19 protein-coding genes and 1 tRNA gene are annotated in these 17614 nt (G+C 31.8%); 6 read left to right on the top strand and 14 right to left on the bottom strand.

Annotated features, from left to right (window positions below):
• Positions 1 to 267 precede the first annotated feature (267 nt).
• From FOF46_RS12515 to FOF46_RS12490, 6 genes are read right to left on the bottom strand one after another with little or no spacing between them, the layout of a single operon-like run.
• Complete coding sequence (locus FOF46_RS12515; protein ID WP_143916674.1) at positions 268 to 1557, bottom strand: hemolysin family protein; 1290 nt, start codon at positions 1555 to 1557, stop codon at positions 268 to 270.
• 3 nt (positions 1558 to 1560) lie between these two features.
• Positions 1561 to 1755: a hypothetical protein gene (locus tag FOF46_RS12510; RefSeq protein ID WP_109434125.1), complete on the bottom strand. Its 195-nt coding sequence runs from the start codon at positions 1753 to 1755 to the stop codon at positions 1561 to 1563.
• Positions 1756 to 1764: 9 nt separating this feature from the next.
• Positions 1765 to 2295 carry an LPS export ABC transporter periplasmic protein LptC gene (gene lptC / locus FOF46_RS12505; RefSeq protein ID WP_160114010.1) on the bottom strand — a complete coding sequence of 177 codons (531 nt, stop codon included), beginning with the start codon at positions 2293 to 2295 and terminating at the stop codon, positions 1765 to 1767.
• 26 nt (positions 2296 to 2321) lie between these two features.
• Entirely contained in the window at positions 2322 to 3692 is a 1371-nt protein-coding gene (locus FOF46_RS12500) for a tetratricopeptide repeat protein (protein ID WP_109434127.1), read from the bottom strand.
• A 20-nt stretch (positions 3693 to 3712) separates the two neighbouring features.
• On the bottom strand, positions 3713 to 4957 hold the full coding sequence (gene bamG, locus FOF46_RS12495; RefSeq protein WP_109434128.1) for a BamG family beta-barrel-assembly machinery protein: 1245 nt from the start codon (positions 4955 to 4957) through the stop codon (positions 3713 to 3715).
• On the bottom strand, positions 4954 to 5685 hold the full coding sequence (locus FOF46_RS12490) for a type III pantothenate kinase (protein ID WP_143916673.1): 732 nt from the start codon (positions 5683 to 5685) through the stop codon (positions 4954 to 4956). The genes bamG and FOF46_RS12490 overlap by 4 nt, the downstream gene beginning before the upstream one ends.
• Positions 5686 to 5783: 98 nt before the next feature.
• On the opposite strand from FOF46_RS12490, the gene FOF46_RS12485 reads away from it, so the two are divergent.
• From FOF46_RS12485 to FOF46_RS12470, 4 genes are all read left to right on the top strand, one after another.
• Positions 5784 to 5856 (top strand) — tRNA-Phe (locus FOF46_RS12485).
• A gap of 964 nt (positions 5857 to 6820) precedes the next feature.
• Positions 6821 to 7003, top strand: a complete 183-nt coding sequence (locus FOF46_RS12480) for a hypothetical protein (protein ID WP_143916672.1) — start codon at positions 6821 to 6823, stop codon at positions 7001 to 7003.
• Positions 7004 to 7044: 41 nt separating this feature from the next.
• Positions 7045 to 8136 (top strand): N-acetyltransferase DgcN family protein, encoded by a 1092-nt coding sequence (locus FOF46_RS12475; RefSeq protein ID WP_143916671.1) that lies wholly within the window; start codon positions 7045 to 7047, stop codon positions 8134 to 8136.
• Positions 8118 to 9911 (top strand): alanine racemase, encoded by a 1794-nt coding sequence (locus FOF46_RS12470; protein ID WP_143916670.1) that lies wholly within the window; start codon positions 8118 to 8120, stop codon positions 9909 to 9911. Before FOF46_RS12475 ends, FOF46_RS12470 begins: the two co-directional genes overlap by 19 nt.
• Positions 9912 to 9936: 25 nt before the next feature.
• Here the strand turns inward: FOF46_RS12470 and FOF46_RS12465 are convergent, their stop codons facing one another.
• From FOF46_RS12465 to FOF46_RS12435, 8 genes are all read right to left on the bottom strand, one after another.
• Complete coding sequence (locus FOF46_RS12465; RefSeq protein ID WP_143916669.1) at positions 9937 to 10239, bottom strand: co-chaperone GroES; 303 nt, start codon at positions 10237 to 10239, stop codon at positions 9937 to 9939.
• 25 nt (positions 10240 to 10264) lie between these two features.
• On the bottom strand, positions 10265 to 10459 hold the full coding sequence (locus FOF46_RS12460) for a hypothetical protein (protein ID WP_143916668.1): 195 nt from the start codon (positions 10457 to 10459) through the stop codon (positions 10265 to 10267).
• Between the two features lie 8 nt (positions 10460 to 10467).
• The gene (locus FOF46_RS12455; protein ID WP_208746774.1) at positions 10468 to 11511 is read right to left on the bottom strand and encodes a beta-1,6-N-acetylglucosaminyltransferase; all 1044 of its coding nucleotides are present in this window, start codon (positions 11509 to 11511) and stop codon (positions 10468 to 10470) included.
• A gap of 49 nt (positions 11512 to 11560) precedes the next feature.
• A complete protein-coding gene (locus FOF46_RS31540) occupies positions 11561 to 11728 on the bottom strand; it encodes a hypothetical protein (RefSeq protein WP_167571823.1) in 168 nt (55 codons plus the stop codon).
• An 18-nt stretch (positions 11729 to 11746) separates the two neighbouring features.
• Positions 11747 to 12097, bottom strand: a complete 351-nt coding sequence (locus tag FOF46_RS12450) for a cupin domain-containing protein (protein WP_143916667.1) — start codon at positions 12095 to 12097, stop codon at positions 11747 to 11749.
• Positions 12098 to 12463: 366 nt separating this feature from the next.
• Positions 12464 to 13003 (bottom strand): helix-turn-helix domain-containing protein, encoded by a 540-nt coding sequence (locus tag FOF46_RS12445; RefSeq protein WP_143916694.1) that lies wholly within the window; start codon positions 13001 to 13003, stop codon positions 12464 to 12466.
• 67 nt (positions 13004 to 13070) lie between these two features.
• The gene (locus FOF46_RS12440; RefSeq protein ID WP_143916666.1) at positions 13071 to 13412 is read right to left on the bottom strand and encodes a hypothetical protein; all 342 of its coding nucleotides are present in this window, start codon (positions 13410 to 13412) and stop codon (positions 13071 to 13073) included.
• A gap of 201 nt (positions 13413 to 13613) precedes the next feature.
• A complete protein-coding gene (locus tag FOF46_RS12435) occupies positions 13614 to 13808 on the bottom strand; it encodes a cold-shock protein (RefSeq protein ID WP_143916665.1) in 195 nt (64 codons plus the stop codon).
• A gap of 1351 nt (positions 13809 to 15159) precedes the next feature.
• Between FOF46_RS12435 and FOF46_RS12430 the strand changes: the two genes are divergently transcribed.
• Both FOF46_RS12430 and FOF46_RS12425 read left to right on the top strand, forming a co-directional pair.
• Positions 15160 to 16980 (top strand): AAA family ATPase, encoded by a 1821-nt coding sequence (locus FOF46_RS12430; RefSeq protein ID WP_143916664.1) that lies wholly within the window; start codon positions 15160 to 15162, stop codon positions 16978 to 16980.
• 4 nt (positions 16981 to 16984) lie between these two features.
• A complete protein-coding gene (locus tag FOF46_RS12425; RefSeq protein WP_143916663.1) occupies positions 16985 to 17614 on the top strand; it encodes a 4Fe-4S single cluster domain-containing protein in 630 nt (209 codons plus the stop codon).

Below are 17614 nucleotides of genomic sequence, written 5' to 3'. Positions count from 1 at the left end.
AGTTTTTTGCTTTTTTTATGTAAATAAGGTCAACAAAGTCTTTATGATGCATTTTCACCTAAATTAAATCATCTTTTTATTGTTTTATAACTCGATAAACAATAAAAAATTGTGTTATTTTACATGTAACAGTAAGCCATAAACTTCCTAAAAGTAAAGGCACAAAAAATAGTATACATATTAACGGTATCAGGAAACTTTTTAAAATAAGGAGCACATAAAAACCGAGAAGAATCGACTTTTATTTTAAATCAACAAGAACCAAAATCACTCCTCAGTAATCACTTGTAATTCGACAATTTCAATTTTGGTATTAGAAGTCTCTATAATTTTAATTCTAAATCCATCTATTTTTACTTCATCTCCTTGTTGTGGAATTTCTTCTGTATGATTTACAATCATCCCTCCCAGGGTTTCGTAATTTTCATCTTCAGGAAGGTCTAATTTATACAATTCATTGATATGATCTACTTCTATTCTTGCAGAAAACCTATATTGGTCATCAGCAACTTGTTCTTCAATAAGTTCTATAGAATCATGTTCGTCTTCAATCTCACCAAATAGCTCTTCCACAATATCTTCTACAGTAATAATACCACTAGTACCTCCATACTCATCGATAACAACCGCTATACTTTTATGTTTTTTTGTCAAAAGATTAAGCACATCTTTTACAAACATTGTCTCTGGCACAAAAACTACAGGAAGTAAAATTGCTCTTAGAGACTTTGGCTTTTTAAACAATTCAAAAGAGTGTACATACCCTATAATATCATCTACATTGCCGTTATATACAATTATTTTTGACAACCCGGTATCTATAAATATTTTACTAACTTCTTCTATAGATTGGGATTTCTCTACAGCAACCACCTCGGTTCTAGGAATCATTACCTCTCTTGATTTGACATCAGAAAAATCAAGAGCATTTTGAAAAATTTGAATTTCACTATCTATTTCATCATCTTTTTCAACGGTCTCCATCTGCTCACTAATATAATCCCCTAATTCTGTTTTACTAAAAGCTAGTTGAACCTGATCTCCATCAGTTTTTAGAAACTTCTTGAGCACAAAATCTGAAACCCAGATTACAAATGATGAAATTGGCGAAAAAATAATATAAAAGACATAAGCAGGAAAAGAAAATATTTTAAGCAACGTATTTGAGTAAATTTGAAAAAATACTTTTGGCAAAAACTCAGCAGTAATTAAAATAATCCCTGTAGAAATAATGGTTTGGGTCAAAAGATTTAATTCTGTAATAAAATAGTCTAATACCCAATATGGTGATGGTAGTAACGAACTAAATAGACTCATCAATACCTCTCCCATATAAAACCCATAAATCACCAAAGCCACATTATTACCAACAAGCATTGTTGCAATAAACTTAGAAGGTTTTTTGGTTAAACGAGTAAGGATATTTGATATAAACCCTCCTTGTTTTTTTTCAATTTCAATATGAATTTTATTTGAGGAAACATAAGCAATTTCCATCCCTGAAAAAAAAGCTGAAAGAATTAAACAAAGTATAATAACAATAAAATGTAATTCCATGAATTAGTTCTTGTTATTTGCTTCAAATCTTTTTCTAAAGTTTCTTTTAAAGAAAAACATAAAGATCGCTGCTATTGCAAAAAAAAGATAGAGCATACTTCTCCCTCCTTCTTGCCCCCATTCTTCATATGCCTCATATAAAAAAAAGCACATAATTACTAAATAGGCATATTCAAAAAATTTAAATACTTTCTTCATAGTAGTGGATTACTCCTCTATAAACATTACTCCGTCATTAATTCTTGAATTCAAGATAGTAAAATCCTGATTAGCATCAAAACCATCTGCTTCATTAATAGTACCATCCGGGAGATAACTTTTATACGATTGATCGGTAAATACCCAGCTAAGGTTTTGATTCCAATACAATTGTTTTGCTTGTAAATGTGTACTATCTGCTGTTAGGATATCTACATTACCTCTCATATCAATTATTCCTGTTTCCTGATAAGAAATTGCATAATCAGAGGTAACCACACTTACTTTTCCATCTTCATCTATAATATCTAATATGATTCCTTCTGGAAACTCATGATACGCAAAAGATCGATTAGAATAGTCTAAAATTCTAGATGCTTTTAATATAGCGGTAAGCCTTCCTGAATCAGTATATTTAAGATTTACTTCAAAAGCTTCTGCAATAGGAGCTTCTTCGGATTCTAAATAATCGGGAGAAGTTATTTTTTTAGATTGGCATGAAAAAAACATTGTCACAGCAAATGCTATGACAATGTTCATTAATATATATTTTTTTTTATCCTGCATTACAGTTTAGGCACCTTAACGGTTTCTCCAATCCAACATCCAACACTAACGGATGTTATTCCTGGGTTGTTAAAAATATCTGTCTTTGTCGGAGCCTTAGCGCGATAATTTGCTGCATATTTATTTGCTGTAGACTTTAAGCTTGGATCTATTTTCCCAGCTCTTCTAGCATAGTTTTCAGCCAACCAATATACCGCTCTTTTACTAAACACGTCGGTTCCACAACTATTTGCACTACTAGCAATCATACTTGCTATTCTCAAGTAACATATCCCCATAGAAGGTTTTTGTTTTAATGCTTTTCTATAGTAGCTTCTGGCTTTTCCTTTACTACCTTGCTTTTTCATTATCTCACCAATCTTGAAGTATACCTTTGCCTTATCACTTGATTTAGTTTCTAATTCTGCTGATTGATTAAAATACTTTAATGCAGTAGTAGTCTTTTTATCTTTTAAAGCTAAAAGTCCTAAATAGTAAGCTGTTTTAGCAGAAGGATCTGATTTATGTAATGCCTCTACCAACTTAAAGAATAATGGATCCTCTGTACATTCTTTTGCAGACATTCTACCTGCAGCACCTTTTAACCAATTTATATCAGCCTTCTTTGCTTCAAATTGTCCTGTATATAAAGGAATCAGGTTTTTACAATCTGCTAATTCTCCTAATTTCTGATTAATTCCAGCTTTTACTTTACTAAAAGCTGTTAAATTAATTCCTGAGTTTTTTAATGCTCTTTTCTCTTTAGAAGATAAAGCTGTACCTGCTTCTTCTTTTTCTGTAAGTTCTGCAATAATTTTTGCTAACCTATTTTCTTCATTTTCGATTTTTTCTGTAACATCATCATACAAATCAAAAACGCCCTGAAGTTCTTTTTTTCCTTCACCGTGAAGATCTACAAAAAGTGAGAAATACGTGTATAACTTTTTTGGTCTTTTAAAGTTTTTCTTATCCTCTGAATATCCTTTATCAAATTCAGCAAATTGAGTTTCTTTAGTACCAATTTTATTATCATACATGAGTTGACCTATATCAGAATGCATATCTCCAATTTTGGTCTTTCCTGGAAAATACTGAAAACGCTCTTTCCACAAGGCAATCAATTCATTTGCCAAAGTTGTTTTAGGCGCACCAGAAGCTTTTTTATATTTTGCTTCTAACAATTTTTTTCCAAATTGATACGTCGCAACACTATATGTAGGGCATTCTTTTCTTACTTTCCATAATGGCTCTTCTGCCGCATCATAGTTCTTTACCTTTGCATGTTCATAAGCAATAGAAGCTGTCGTTGCACAGTCCGTAGCTTGAGCATTTATACTTGTAGTACTCAAAACTAATCCTGTTGCTATAACAAATAAAACTTTCGTATTCATAGCTGTGTTAATTATTGTATTTAATTAAATTTTATTTTCCTGAACCATTTATCATTTAATGATAAACTCAAAGAAACGTTAAAAAACTCTTCTTTAACTAATCCAAAATCTGTTGTCCCTCGTTGACCATACTCAAAACCTATATTAGCATTAGAGAATAATCTGCCAACTGGTAGTCCTACTCCAAAAGATATGCCAAACTCATCAATCGAATTTCCATTTATATTCAATCCTGTCTCTTCATATCGAAATCCTGCCCGATAAACAACACGACTAAAATAACTCGTTAACGAGTTATACTTAGGGATATAGTATCCTCCTGCTTTAAATCTTGAAGCATTTTCATACTCAACATTATCCTGACCGGATACAATATTAGTAAATTCTCCAGAATCAAGATATGTATATTCTCCTCCAACAAACCATTTTCTTGGCTGTCCTATACCACTAGCGAATTTAAACTCGGCAGGAAGATCAATTTTTTGATCACCAACGTTTATTTCTTGTCTTTCTGCTACCGTCTCTCTACCATTATTTGCAATTACTACAGTAGCTAGTTCTCTGGTACCATCTGCTTTTAACTCAAAAGATGGTGTTGACACAATCGAAGCAACCAGTTCTAGTTTTTCAGAAACCATAGTCTTATACCTTACTCCAAAAGACAAACTAAAAGCTGATAAATCTGTACTGGTTATTTCTCTGGTATCAAACTGTACATCAGGCCTTCTTAGTATTGTTTTATTCTCAATATTTCCAAAGTTATAATTTAAATCTACACCTACGCTTAGATTCTTGTTAACTTTAACCCCAGTAGCTAAAAAAACCTTATTTAAACCACCAGTCCCTTCAAATTGAAATTCTGATCCGTCATCTACAATATTATTAATACGATATCCTACAGAAGTAAGTGGTATAACTCCAAATCCGAATCCAAATTTACCTGCCGGAACACCTATAGCAAGGTAATCTAATGATGCATTCTCTCCTGAGGACGATTCATTGGCATTACTTAATTTAAAATTACGATATGATGTTCCTACCGTATATGAGGTTAATCCAAGCTCACTAAATGATGCTGGATTCTGAAGATTTAAATGAATACTATCTGCAAGTACACTTAATCCCCCCATCGATCTATTTTCTACCGTTCCTTTAAATTTTGGTATTCCAATTCCATAAAAAGAATACGGTGAAGAGGTTCCCTCCTGAGCATAAGATATTACCGCAATATGCACTAATACAACTACTAAAATCTTCTTTATCATCTACTATTATTAAAAGCTAAAATGCAGTTTAATCCTTCCAATAAAAAATTGGAAGTGGCAAATATGCCATTTTTTAATCTTTTAGACAAAAAATGTGCATCTCCTCCGGTTAAAATAACTGTTAAATCAGGATAAATGTTGCAATATTCTTCAATTACTCCTTTAATTTCATATAAAATTCCGAAAACCACACCCGAATGTATAGCTTCTTCTGTACTTTTTCCTATGTGATTTTGGGGAGATGTCAATTCTAACAGTGGTAATTTTGCAGTAAAATTATTTAAGCTGCTATATCGTAATCGTAACCCGGGAGCTATTGCTCCACCAATATATTCTTCTTTTTCATTTTTAAAATCGTAGGTAATACAAGTTCCTGCATCAATAATCAGGGTATTCTTCTTTGGGAACTGATCTACTGCAGCCGAAACAAGAACCATACGATCAATACCCAGAGTATTTGGTGTTTTATATAAATTTTTAAATGGCATGTTAACCTTATGATCCAACATTAGAGTATTAAAAGAATTCTTGACATACAGTATTTGATCTTTATTCATATTTCCAACAGAAGAAACTATTGCTTTGGCAATCAGAGGGTATTCTTTTTTCACACGCTCTATCTCCTTTTTAAAAGAATTCTGTTTAATTGTATTTTTATAAACAATTTCAGATGTATCAAAAACTCCAATTTTAGTATACGTATTCCCTACATCAACGACAAGATTCATATCATTATTTCTAAGTTGCAAAAGTACAAAACGATTTTTTTAATTTTTTCTTTTGAGGATTAAAAAAAGCGTTCTATATTTGCATCCGCTTACAACAAGGTGCCTTAGCTCAGTTGGTAGAGCAAAGGACTGAAAATCCTTGTGTCCCTGGTTCGATTCCTGGAGGCACCACCTTAAAAGCCCAAACAATTTGTTTGGGCTTTTTTAATGATTAAAATACTAATATTCAAACGCTTATATTTTTATAAAAGCTTGATAACTTATCTTATTTTTTATCTTTTTTAAGCATTTTTCTATTGATTTTTGCCATTTATCGAACTGCTCTTTGTTATTAATAAATCCTAGCAAAACAATAGACTACACTAGTAAATTTTTTATATAAAGAATAAACCCACCCTTCTAGGAAAATGGAAGTTAAATGTTTAAAATGTGGAACCCCAATAATTTTTGCAGGAAAATCTGCCTTAAAAAGAGACAAAAGTATCCTGTCATTTTCCTAAACGGGCACTTTCTCAGATGGAACAGAGCATGTATTTACTAAAAAAGTTTGTCCTTATTGCGATTCTAAATTAAAAGACGAAAACTTTGGAAAGAAATAACTGTTAATATCCCAATGTATAAATCAGTTTTTTACAAAAAACTAAAAACCTATGATTTATGTAACATTCCATTCCTATTTGTATAACCTTGCATCGATTAATTATGGAGATCTTTGTAATAAATATTATAGAATGAGAACATAATCGTTTTCAAAAATGAATCCTGAACGCCCCGCCCTAGAATTACCAAAATGATAATAACTATGGAGTATTTGACAAATACTACAGAACATTTCAGGTAATAAAAAAGTAGAAATTAAAAACTCTGCCTTTCTTAATAAAGTTGAATAAAACCTTATAACACAAATATTCTTTAGTAAGAAAATATTAAAACAATACACAAATCAATGTTATGGATCAATTTTAATATAAAATGACGACACATAATTAGTCAAATTCTTAAAGCCATTCGAATAGATTCTTTAAAATCGTCATCTTTCTTGCTGATTCTTTTTATCCTCAGAGGTTATTTACTTATTAATTAATTCTCTGGGGGCAAAAGAAATGAAAAAAATAAACCTCTTCTAATATTAATTATGAAACTAAATAAAAATGTAATTCTAAAATATGAAGTAGGAGATACAGTATTCACTAAAATAAACCCTAATATTTCCTTGATCGTTCGGAGATATATTAGTGGAGTTTACTACTGTGGATTTCAAAATGATCCTGATAGATGGGAATTAGGTTTGACAGCAAGAGCATTGGTAGGAAGTTAAACTCTTTCTGAAATCTATTTTTATCTTAAATCACACAAATTATGAAAACATCGGCAATTGTCTACTGCGAAAATGAATTTGCCAAATTGGACGGCAAAATAGCAAACGGTCTTGTACGGCATTCTGACAAGTATAAAATCGTTGGTATTATTGATAGCACAAAATCAGGTCTGGATGCAGGAGAATATTTAGATGGAATCAAAAATGGAATACCAATATTCCAAAATTTTAATCAAGCTATCGAAATGTTGGATAGTATTCCGGAATACTTTATCTACGGAATTGCTCCTCTCCAGCCCTTACTTAGTGATGAAGAGAAAAAAATTATATACACCGCCATTAAGACTGGAATGCACATTGTAAATGGGCTTCCAGAGTTTCTTTCAGATGATGAAGTTTGTATTCATCTCTCAAAAAAATATAATGTATCTATTTTTGATGTAAGAAAACCACCTTCGAAAAAAAATCTTCACCAATTTACCGGCAAAATTAGAAATGTTCAAACACCAATAATAAAGATATCCGGAACAGATTGCGCAGTTGGCAAGCGAACCACCGCACTTAAGTTGGTAGAAGCTCTAAAGAATGAAGGTTTGAACGCCATCTTCATAACCACAGGCCAAACAGGAATACTTCAAGGTTCAAAATATGGTATTGCCATAGATGTTCTAAGTTCTGGTTTTGCTACCGGAGAAGTAGAAAATGCTATTCTGGAAGCAATTAAAGAACAACCTGATATTATTGTAGTAGAAGGTCAAGGAGCACTTAGTCATCCGGCATTTACCTCTTCAAGTGCAATCCTCCGAGGCGCTATGCCTAAGGCTATTATCCTTCAACACCCACCAAAAAGACGCACCAGGTGTGATTTTCCTAAAATTCCCATGCCAACACTAGAAAGTGAAATAAAAATGTTAGAAACCTTCTCAGGATCCAAGGTAATTGCAATAACAATCAATCATGAAGATATGAATGACCAAGAAGTTGAAAACATAACAAAAGCTTATGAAGAAAAATATCAATTACCTGTCACTGATGTCTTAAAAAATGATTGCAGCAAGCTGATAGAAAAACTTTATGAAATATTCCCTGATTTAATCCAAATCAACCCATTACTATGCCAACCCCAAGAATAGACATTAATCTTAATAAAATTGCTCATAACGCTAAGGCTTTAAGTTCTCTTTTTCAATCAAAAGGAATAAGCATAATTGCTGTTACTAAAGGAATTTGCGCACATCCACAAATTGCTAATGTTTTAGTAAAAAGCGGTGTTAAAATTCTTGCCGACTCAAGAATAGCAAATATTAAAAAAATGCGTGACGCCAAGGTGAAAGCTACCTTTTTACTAATTAGAACACCTATGATAAGTCAGGCAGAATCAGTAGTATTAGAAACCGATATGAGTTTAAATTCGGAATTATCTGTTATAAAAAAACTTTCAGAATTTGCTATCCTACATGGTAAAATCCATAAAATCATAATTATGGTCGAGTTGGGAGATCTACGAGAAGGAATAGTTCCATCACAATTGGAAAATACCATCAAAAAGGTACTAACACTTAAAGGCATTGAGCTTAAAGGGATAGGCACAAATCTTGCTTGTTTTTCTGGAGTCAAACCCACAACAGAAAAGATGGACATGCTTTCTACTATTGCTGTTAGTATTGAAAAAAAATTTCATATTAAACTATCCATAATTTCAGGAGGAAATTCGGCTAATTATAATTGGTTCAGCACTACAAAAGATGTTGGCAGGATAAATAATTTGAGATTAGGAGAATCTATATTTTTGGGTTATGAACCCTTAACAGGAAAACCGATTCCAAAACTTTATCAAGACGCTTTCATGCTAGTGGCTGAAGTTATAGAATTGAAAAACAAATCATCCGTACCCAATGGTGAAATAGGTCTGGACTCTTTTGGTAATAAACCAAAATTTAAAGACCAAGGCATGATACGAAGGGCTATCTTGGCAATGGGTGTACAAGACGTAATGGTGACCGGACTAACTCCAAAATTAGATATTGAAATCCTGGGAGCCGGCGGTGATCACATTATCATCAATGCTAAAAAAGAGGACTTAAAAGTGGGTAGTGATGTATCATTTACATTAAAGTATGGCGCATTAGTTACTGCTATGAATTCATCCTATATTTTTAAAAATATCATCGCCCCTATACGTGCAAAAGAGTATTGCGCAATAGTAGAAGAAAAAGACAGGATACACAAAAAGAAAATCGCTGTTATGACTGTAAAGGAGGATCATTCACCATTGATAAGTCTTCAGGATTCGGATTTTAATTTAATATTTGAAAAATCCATTCAAAAAAACTATCGCTATTTGGTTAGAAAAGAGGTCTATAAAAAAATAGGTCGAATTAGTAAACTTTTGGATAATCAGGGCAAAAAATTAATTATTAGATCAGCCTGGAGATCATTTGATCATCAACAAAAACTATGGGATCAAAAAGTCGGTTTTATGAAAAAGAAACATCCCGAAAAAACTATAGAAGAAATTGACGAAATAGTATCAAGTTTTATTGCTCCCAAAAGGCAATCTACACATTCAACAGGTGGTGCAGTTGATGCTCTGATTTATGATTTACAAAAGAAATGTGTGCTGGATTTTGGAACCAATGATGGACTACATATTGATTTAAATGAAAAATGTTATCCCAGACATCCTGATGTTAGTGAAGAAGCAAAGAAAAATCGTAAACTTCTGATGAAACTTTTCGAAAATGAAGATTTTGTATGTGACCATAAAGAATATTGGCATTTTGATTATGGTAATATTGGTTGGGCGGCAGAAAAGGATAAGGAATATGCTAACTATAGTGTTTTAGAGGAATCATTTGTAAAGCCATCTACTCTTAATTATCCAGATCAAATTTTCTTTTATCTTTAGACATACAGTATCTTACAAAATGTTCTTATATAAGTTCCAAAGTAGTTGGTTGAATAATACCTAAGATGTCTGACTCTTTCATAATAAGTGCATCAATATCATCAACAGTAATTTCTGTTCCAGAATATTTTCCATATAATACGACATCACCAACTTTTACAGTCATGGGTTCATCTTTTTTACCCTTTCCAACAGCTAATATGATTCCTTTTTGAGGTTTTTCTTTTGCATTATCAGGTATGATAATGCCTCCCTTTGATTTTTCTTTTGCTATATCGGCTTTTACCAATACTCGATCGGCAAGCGGTTGTATTCTAAATTTATGCATGATCTTTTTTCTTAATTATTAAAATTCAACAGGTTTGAAGTTCAGCAAAAAGTAACTCTAACTCTGCTCTGGTTTTCTTAAGTTTAATTGCAAGATTATTAAGCATCATTTCTTTTTGCTCATCTTTAAAGTCAAAATCTTTATTAGATAAAAAAATGAATCTCTGTTTGATCATTACCTTTGGTTCTCTCCAACTTCTTGTAATATTTGTTGTAGCCATTTTACTATTTATTTACTGCCATTAAGTAGTGGTTTTGGTAGTTGAATTGACGGATTTATAATTGTTTCCAGATCTAATAGATCACTTTTTTTTGCATCAATAGTAAGTGTTGAAATAAGGTTAAAATCAATACTATTAGAATTATTTGTTATTTGATCTGTGTCTAGAGCTTCCTCCAGAATATTTAATATAGATTCATCTACTCTTTCATCGAATTTTCTGGCGAATAAGTTGTCTCCTTGTATTAAGAAGTCGATATCCGCTCTTGTCAAAGTTTTTGGTTTCAATTTTATATCGCCATCAACTATCCTTACAACAGCTCTCTTATCATCGTTTATGATCGTTTCTTTGAATGAAGTATTCATTAATGCCGTTTGAAAAAATGATTTATCAGCAATTAGGATCTTACGATAGAAATCTTCAAACTTTTTCACTTCAGGACTATGACAAATAAATTCACAGCATGCTCTGGTCAAAATCATCCATTGTCCGCCGACATACCAAGTCACATTTTTCATGAAAGATCTTTTATAGGGTATGCCGGAAAAGCCAATACCTATCTCATGAAAATGGTTTTCAACGCGGTTTAGTGTATCAAATTTCTTCTTAATTTGATTGGCTATTTTTATGAAGTTTTTTTCTTTATTCCTGCTCAAAAAATCAAAAATAAAATCTTGAGATTTCAAAGGAAAATCCTGATCGCTTAGATTAATAAAAAAATCCCATTTCAGACAACGGTTTAAGAGATATTTCATTCCATTAATTTGAGACTGTACCATACTATATCCTCCCCTCTCTACATTTTCACTTTTTAATAGATAAACGCTGGAGTAATCTTCCAAAAATGTTTTAACACCTTTTTCAATGTTTATATCAACCTCTTGATCGATCTGTATTAAGTAGTGGCTTTCTGGATGGTAAATGGCTTTAAACAATCGTTTGAACTGTCCAGGAAAATGGTGAACCAATATGAAGTAGGCAATCTTAGGCTTCTTTTTTGAAATGTTAAAATGAACGATTTGCTTTTTTGGCATACCTAATTCTTGTGTCATTTTATGTATGTGTTATTTTGTTCTTAACTTTAATTATTTTAAGTAATCATTATAAAAGCTCTCTTTCAAAAAACACTACTTCCTTTTTCTTAGGATCTTCCGCAAACGTACAGTAATATATTCGGCGGTAGTATAATCGCACAATCAATTTAACTTCAGGATTTGCTTTGGCGTAAACAGTATCACCTGATTTGAATTTACCTTCTTGTCCTTCCATATACTTTATATTTAAATTCTAAATACTCACATCTTCATAACCACTTTTAATGATGATCGACATCATTTTAAATCGTTTATTAGCCTTTACTACATTTCTTGTATGAGCTGGGATAATGATTACGTGACCAGTTTCAATCGTATTTGATTCTTCATTAATAATAATCTCAGCTTCTCCGTCTATAATCTGAATAAGATTGTCAAAAGGAGATATTTTAGAGGACAATGTTTCTCCACTATCAAATGATAATATAGTTACAGTTCCTGTTTTTTTCTTCAGGATTGCTTTTATAACCACAGATCCAGGTACATAATCAATAGTATCAACCAACTTAAGTTTAAAGGATTTTTCTAATTCTTGATTTTTCATGGATAATATGATAGAAGATTAATGCTAAACTAGAATAAGATGATCATGATTTTTTACATAACGTTCATTCACCACTCCTTTTCTCCTTTCTTTTTGCAGCTTTTGCAGCCCTTTTTTCTTTCAAACTTTTTGCAGGTGATTTTTTACCTGACTTGGATTTACCTTCTTTTTCTTTTGACATGATTTTCTGTTTTAATAGATAGTATTAGTAACTCACCTGTTATGGGTAGTTTTAGTATGTATACAAAAATCAGTTAATTAATGATTTAATGCGTTACATTACGTTGAACCTACGTTACATATATCACACTTTCCATAGTACTGAGTAATATGGACATCGAACGAGCCATAATAAGACATAACCTATTATAAATCTTCCAGGTTTTGTTTACGCTTTTCTTTTAATTGCTTATAAAATGTAGGTGTCAATCCTGTCAATTTTTTGAATTGATTGGATAAATGCGCAACACTGCTGTAGTGCAGTTTATGGGAGATCTCGGTGAGATTTAGTTCATCATAAATAAGCAATTCTTTAACCCTTTCAATTTTATGGATAATAATAAATTGCTGAATGGTAATTCCTTTCACTTCAGAAAAAATATTTGCTAGATATGTATAGTTATAGCCAATTTTTTCACTTAAATAATCGGAATAATTGACTTTAGGTAATTCATCTGTATAATGAATCATTTCGATAATGACATTTCTTATTTTTTCAATTAGAATACTTTTTTTATTTTCCATTAATTCTAAGCCAGATTTACTTAGATTTTTCTTCAGTTTAATATGTTGCTCTTTAGTTATATCTTCCAAGAGTTCTATAACACCTAACTCCAAAACGACATAATGCAATCCAAGTTTTTTTAACTCTTCTTTCACCATGAGTTTGCATCGTAAACTGACCATGTATTTAATGAATAATTTTGTGCTCATGTTTCTATTTTGACGAAGTATTCGTTTTTTAAATTTTATATCATTTTCGAAGATACTGTCTAGGCACAAGCTTCTGTAAACGTAGTACGGTTGATACTTCTCTATTCTTCTTCCCCTCAATAATTATATTCTTAGTAAACGATATGATAAAATTTTCTCCGACATGTTTATCAATATGTAATGGATATTTTTCAAGTATAACGGACAAAATTTCGTTAAAAACCAATATTCTTTCAAATCCATATGCAGTTTTATAACAAAACGAATAACCACCCTCAACCTGTCCTTGATAAACCCCCTCCAATTGTCTTATCTGATTTATTTCTTGGGAAGGGGAAATAACATATGAAATTAACATCATCAGGAATAATTTTATTCTCATTGTTCTTTTTTTGTTATTTGTAAGAAGTTTTACTTTAAGAATTTATATTTAAGTATCCTCAGACAATCTAAATATTTCAACTATCCTTGAGCTTGGATTTTAGCTAATTAAAATTTAAGTATTTCATCAGTACAGGAAATAAGACATAAAAATCCATCTTCAATAGATTGATTTTCAACGGTTTTAGAAATACATGACTAATTATTTGACCAATTCAACATTGACCGCGTTCATTCCCTTTTGACCTCTTTCCATCGTAAATTTTACGTTATCGTTCTCGCGAATTTCATCTAAAATACCGCTTTGATGTACAAAGACATCCTCATCAGAATCCTTGAGTTTAATAAAGCCAAATCCTTTGACACTATTAAAAAATTTTACCGTTCCTTCTTTCATTACTTTATATTTATTATTTGTATGATATAATTATTTGCTCTATTTCTCAATATTTGTTGAGAAATTTTTAATTCTTAATACTATCGCCTTTTTGTTTTAAACCCATCCATGTGTAATTTGGGACAATGTATAAACATAAAAAGAATGAGAGACAAACAGAAGTATCTAATTGTGAAGACTTGTTCTACATTGAAAACGGAGCCCAAATGGATACTGCTACCCTTAATTTAGCTTAACTTGTTTTTTTGCATTATTGCTGAGAAAAAAGAGAGCAGAAAAAGAATATTGAATTTGAGAAAACAAGATTAAATTGGAGCTTTCAGAATTTTAACATGGTAAAGATACCTTTAATTTGAATGCTATTACCAAATCATATGTTAAATACTGGTATACCACATTTCATGATTTAAAAACAGGAACAATTAACAGTTAATATCTATTAGTTGTTGGAAATAATTATCATTATCTTTAAAATAAGACCAGTGTACAAGGAGATTGTTCACAAAATTAGAAAACTAAACCTTTCCCCTAGCATAATTTCTTTTGAAAGCCATCCTCCATAACCTTGCTTTTATATCAAGGAATCCTACTAAATATCACAAAGGGTTAATCATCATGTTTTTACAAAGAACCAAAATCAAAGTTCTTTCGGTTTCCTTAGCCTAAAGAGCAAACAACTAATAAGTATTTATTAACTAGTATAATATTATGTAAAACAAAATTTTCAATAACCAATTGGAAATCTACTAATTAACTCCCAATCTCGCATTAAAAAGTTCGATTCTATTCCTAAAGACCTCACCTTAAAAACCCAAACAATTTGTTCGGGTTTTTTGTTTGGTTTAAATTGGCTCTTCCTAATAGCAGGAATCAAGACCAGTTATTGTATTAAACACATTACATCTTGTTCCCTTTTCATCCTCATATCAATGTAATAAGCTGATATGAATGTTTTAAGGCTACCAAGAGCTGGTTCAATAAAAAGCTCAAATACACGCTCAAAAATTTTCCAATATTTTTTGCAACTATAAAACTTGTTTGACTTAGATTTGTTATTAGTTGTTAAATTAACAAGAGACTAATACACGAGTTTGGAAGCCCTATAAGGCCCAAAATAGAGAAAAATTGTTCTAGACAAATTCTATGTACAATTGGATATAGAAATCACTCTACTGAATAAATAGAAAGGATAAACGAACTGTAAAGCATGAACATGTTTGTAAGTTTATTGAGATTTTTTATGTTAAAAGATTCTGGAGTAATAGCTATTTGGTTAGCAAATCAAGTATCTCTCGTAGCGGTTAATTAAGAGCTTTAAAGATTATTGAAAAAGAGCAAAACAAAGTAAAAAATGAAAGACGCCAAGGTAAGATGGTTACAAGATTTTCGAAGATTTCTTCCTTTAAAAAGTCAATTCATCCTTTCTGGAAATATTAAAGATTTTCAGCTTATCAAAAATGATTTCGGAAGCTACAGCTGGCATAGATTAGAAAATGCAATTGATGCCGAACTTAAAAGTACAGGCTATAAGCATGTGGTTTATTACAATCCTATGAGTGGTTTTGATATTCCTTTTTTTCTTGGAAATCCTGAAGAAAAAAAAGCCTTGTTCCAAAAGCTTCATATTCCGCTTCAGCAAGATGACATATACCATAATTTACAAACTTTTAATATTGTATTACAAACCATAGTCAACTATCCTAATGAGCCCATAGCCTTAGTTGTTGATTTCGCTTCTCAATTTTTGATGAATGCTGAAAATCTAATAAAGGCCGAGCATGACACCTTTAGTTTGACACATATACTATCCCAAACTACAGAAACAAAACCTTATGGGCAACCACCTAAACCATTTTACAACACTGTTATTTGGATAGTAGACAAAGAAGGGGATTTACCCGATTGGATGGTAGTTAACAATCCCAAAATAAGACATATCCCGATAGGTAAACCGGACCATATTGCTCGAAGAAGATTAGTAGATCCTATTGTAGAAAGCTTATGTGAAACTAAAACAGAAGCTAAAAGAATAGCCACAGATTTTGTTGATGAGACTGAAGGGTTACTTCTCTTGGATTTAGTAGCCATTATAGAATTGGCTCGATCAGAATCTATTCATATTTCCCTTATTGCCGACGCAGTAAGGAGATATAAAGTAGGGGTAACTGAAGATCCCTGGGTTAAAATTGATAGAGAGAAAATTGAAAATGGCGAAGCTTTTATTAGAAAAAGAGTAAAAGGGCAAGACCATTCTGTACAGCACATGGTGGATATTGTAAAAAGAGCTATAACAGGTGTTGGCAGTTCCAAAAGAAATAATCGCCCTAGAGGTGTTGTATTTTTGGCTGGCCCAACGGGCGTTGGAAAAACGGAATTAGCCAAAACCTTAACTAGTCTTTTATTTGGTGACGAAAGTGCCTATATTAGATTTGACATGTCCGAGTTTAGTGCAGAACATTCTGACCAAAGACTCATTGGTGCACCTCCAGGCTATGTGGGTTATGATTTAGGAGGCGAATTGACCAATGCAGTTAGAGAAAAGCCTTTTAGCGTGGTGTTGTTTGATGAAATTGAAAAAGCTCATCCTAGAATTTTAGACAAGTTTCTTCAAATTCTAGATGATGGGGTACTTACAAGTGGCCGAGGTGATAAAGTTTATTTTTCTGAAACGCTAATAGTTTTCACTTCCAACCTGGGGATTTATAAAAAATCAGCTACCGGAGAGCGTTTTCCAAACGTGACTTATGAAGATAATTTTGAAACGGTAGAAAAGAAAGTAAGAAATGAGATTGAACGCTATTTCAAATTCGATTTGAATCGACCTGAACTTTTGAATCGAATTGGGGATAACATCATTGTTTTTGATTACATCAGAAAAGATGTTGGCAAAATGATATTCAATATGATGATCGAAAATCACATCAACGCTATTCAGAAACAATTAGGCATTTCGCTTCATATTCAAGAAGATGTAATTCATACACTCGAAGAACTGTCTATTAAAGATTTAAATAACGGTGGTAGAGGCATCAGAAATAAGATAGAATATCATTTTATTACTCCTATTTCGAGAGCTTTGTTTTCAATAAATCCTGTCAAAGGCGATGTTGTCGAGTCCAAAGGTATTTCATTTGAAAACAAAGGGACTACCATCAATTTAATTAAAAAGTAGATCAATGGAAATTGGGATTTCACGTTTACATTTTCCAGTTACAACTCTTGGCCCCGGAAAACGAATAGGTATCTGGTTTCAAGGTTGTTCAATACATTGTGAAGGTTGTATTTCAGCAGACACTTGGCAATTTAACACCAAAATGGTTGATATAAATGAATTGAAAAGAGTTTTGAAAAAGTGGTTACCTAGCTGTGATGGAATAACTATTACAGGAGGTGAACCTTTTGATCAACAAGCTGCACTGTTTGAATTGCTTACTTTCTTAAGACCTTACAATCTATCTGTTTTAGTATATAGTGGTTATTCTTATCAAAAACTTAAACAGAAAAAAGAAATCTTCGAAGGGCTTATTGATGTTCTCATCTCTGAACCTTATGATTATAAAGAAACTCAAACCAAGGCTTTGTTAGGTAGCGATAATCAAAAAATTCATTTACTAACATCATTAGGAGAACATACATTTTCGGACTATGTAAAATGTATTCCAGAAAAAAAATTGGATGTACAATTTGATGATAATAAAGTATGGATGGCGGGTATTCCTATACAGGGAATGAAGGAAATAACAAAAACGTTGCAACAAGAAGGAGTTGATATAAAAAGCACTCAAGCTGTGATAAAGAAAAAATAA

Origin of the sequence: Aquimarina algiphila (assembly GCF_007489275.1) — a bacterium.
GTDB classification, from domain to species: domain Bacteria; phylum Bacteroidota; class Bacteroidia; order Flavobacteriales; family Flavobacteriaceae; genus Aquimarina; species Aquimarina algiphila.
Note: the sequence above shows the minus strand (reverse complement) of the source record. Positions and strands in the feature narration are given on the sequence as shown.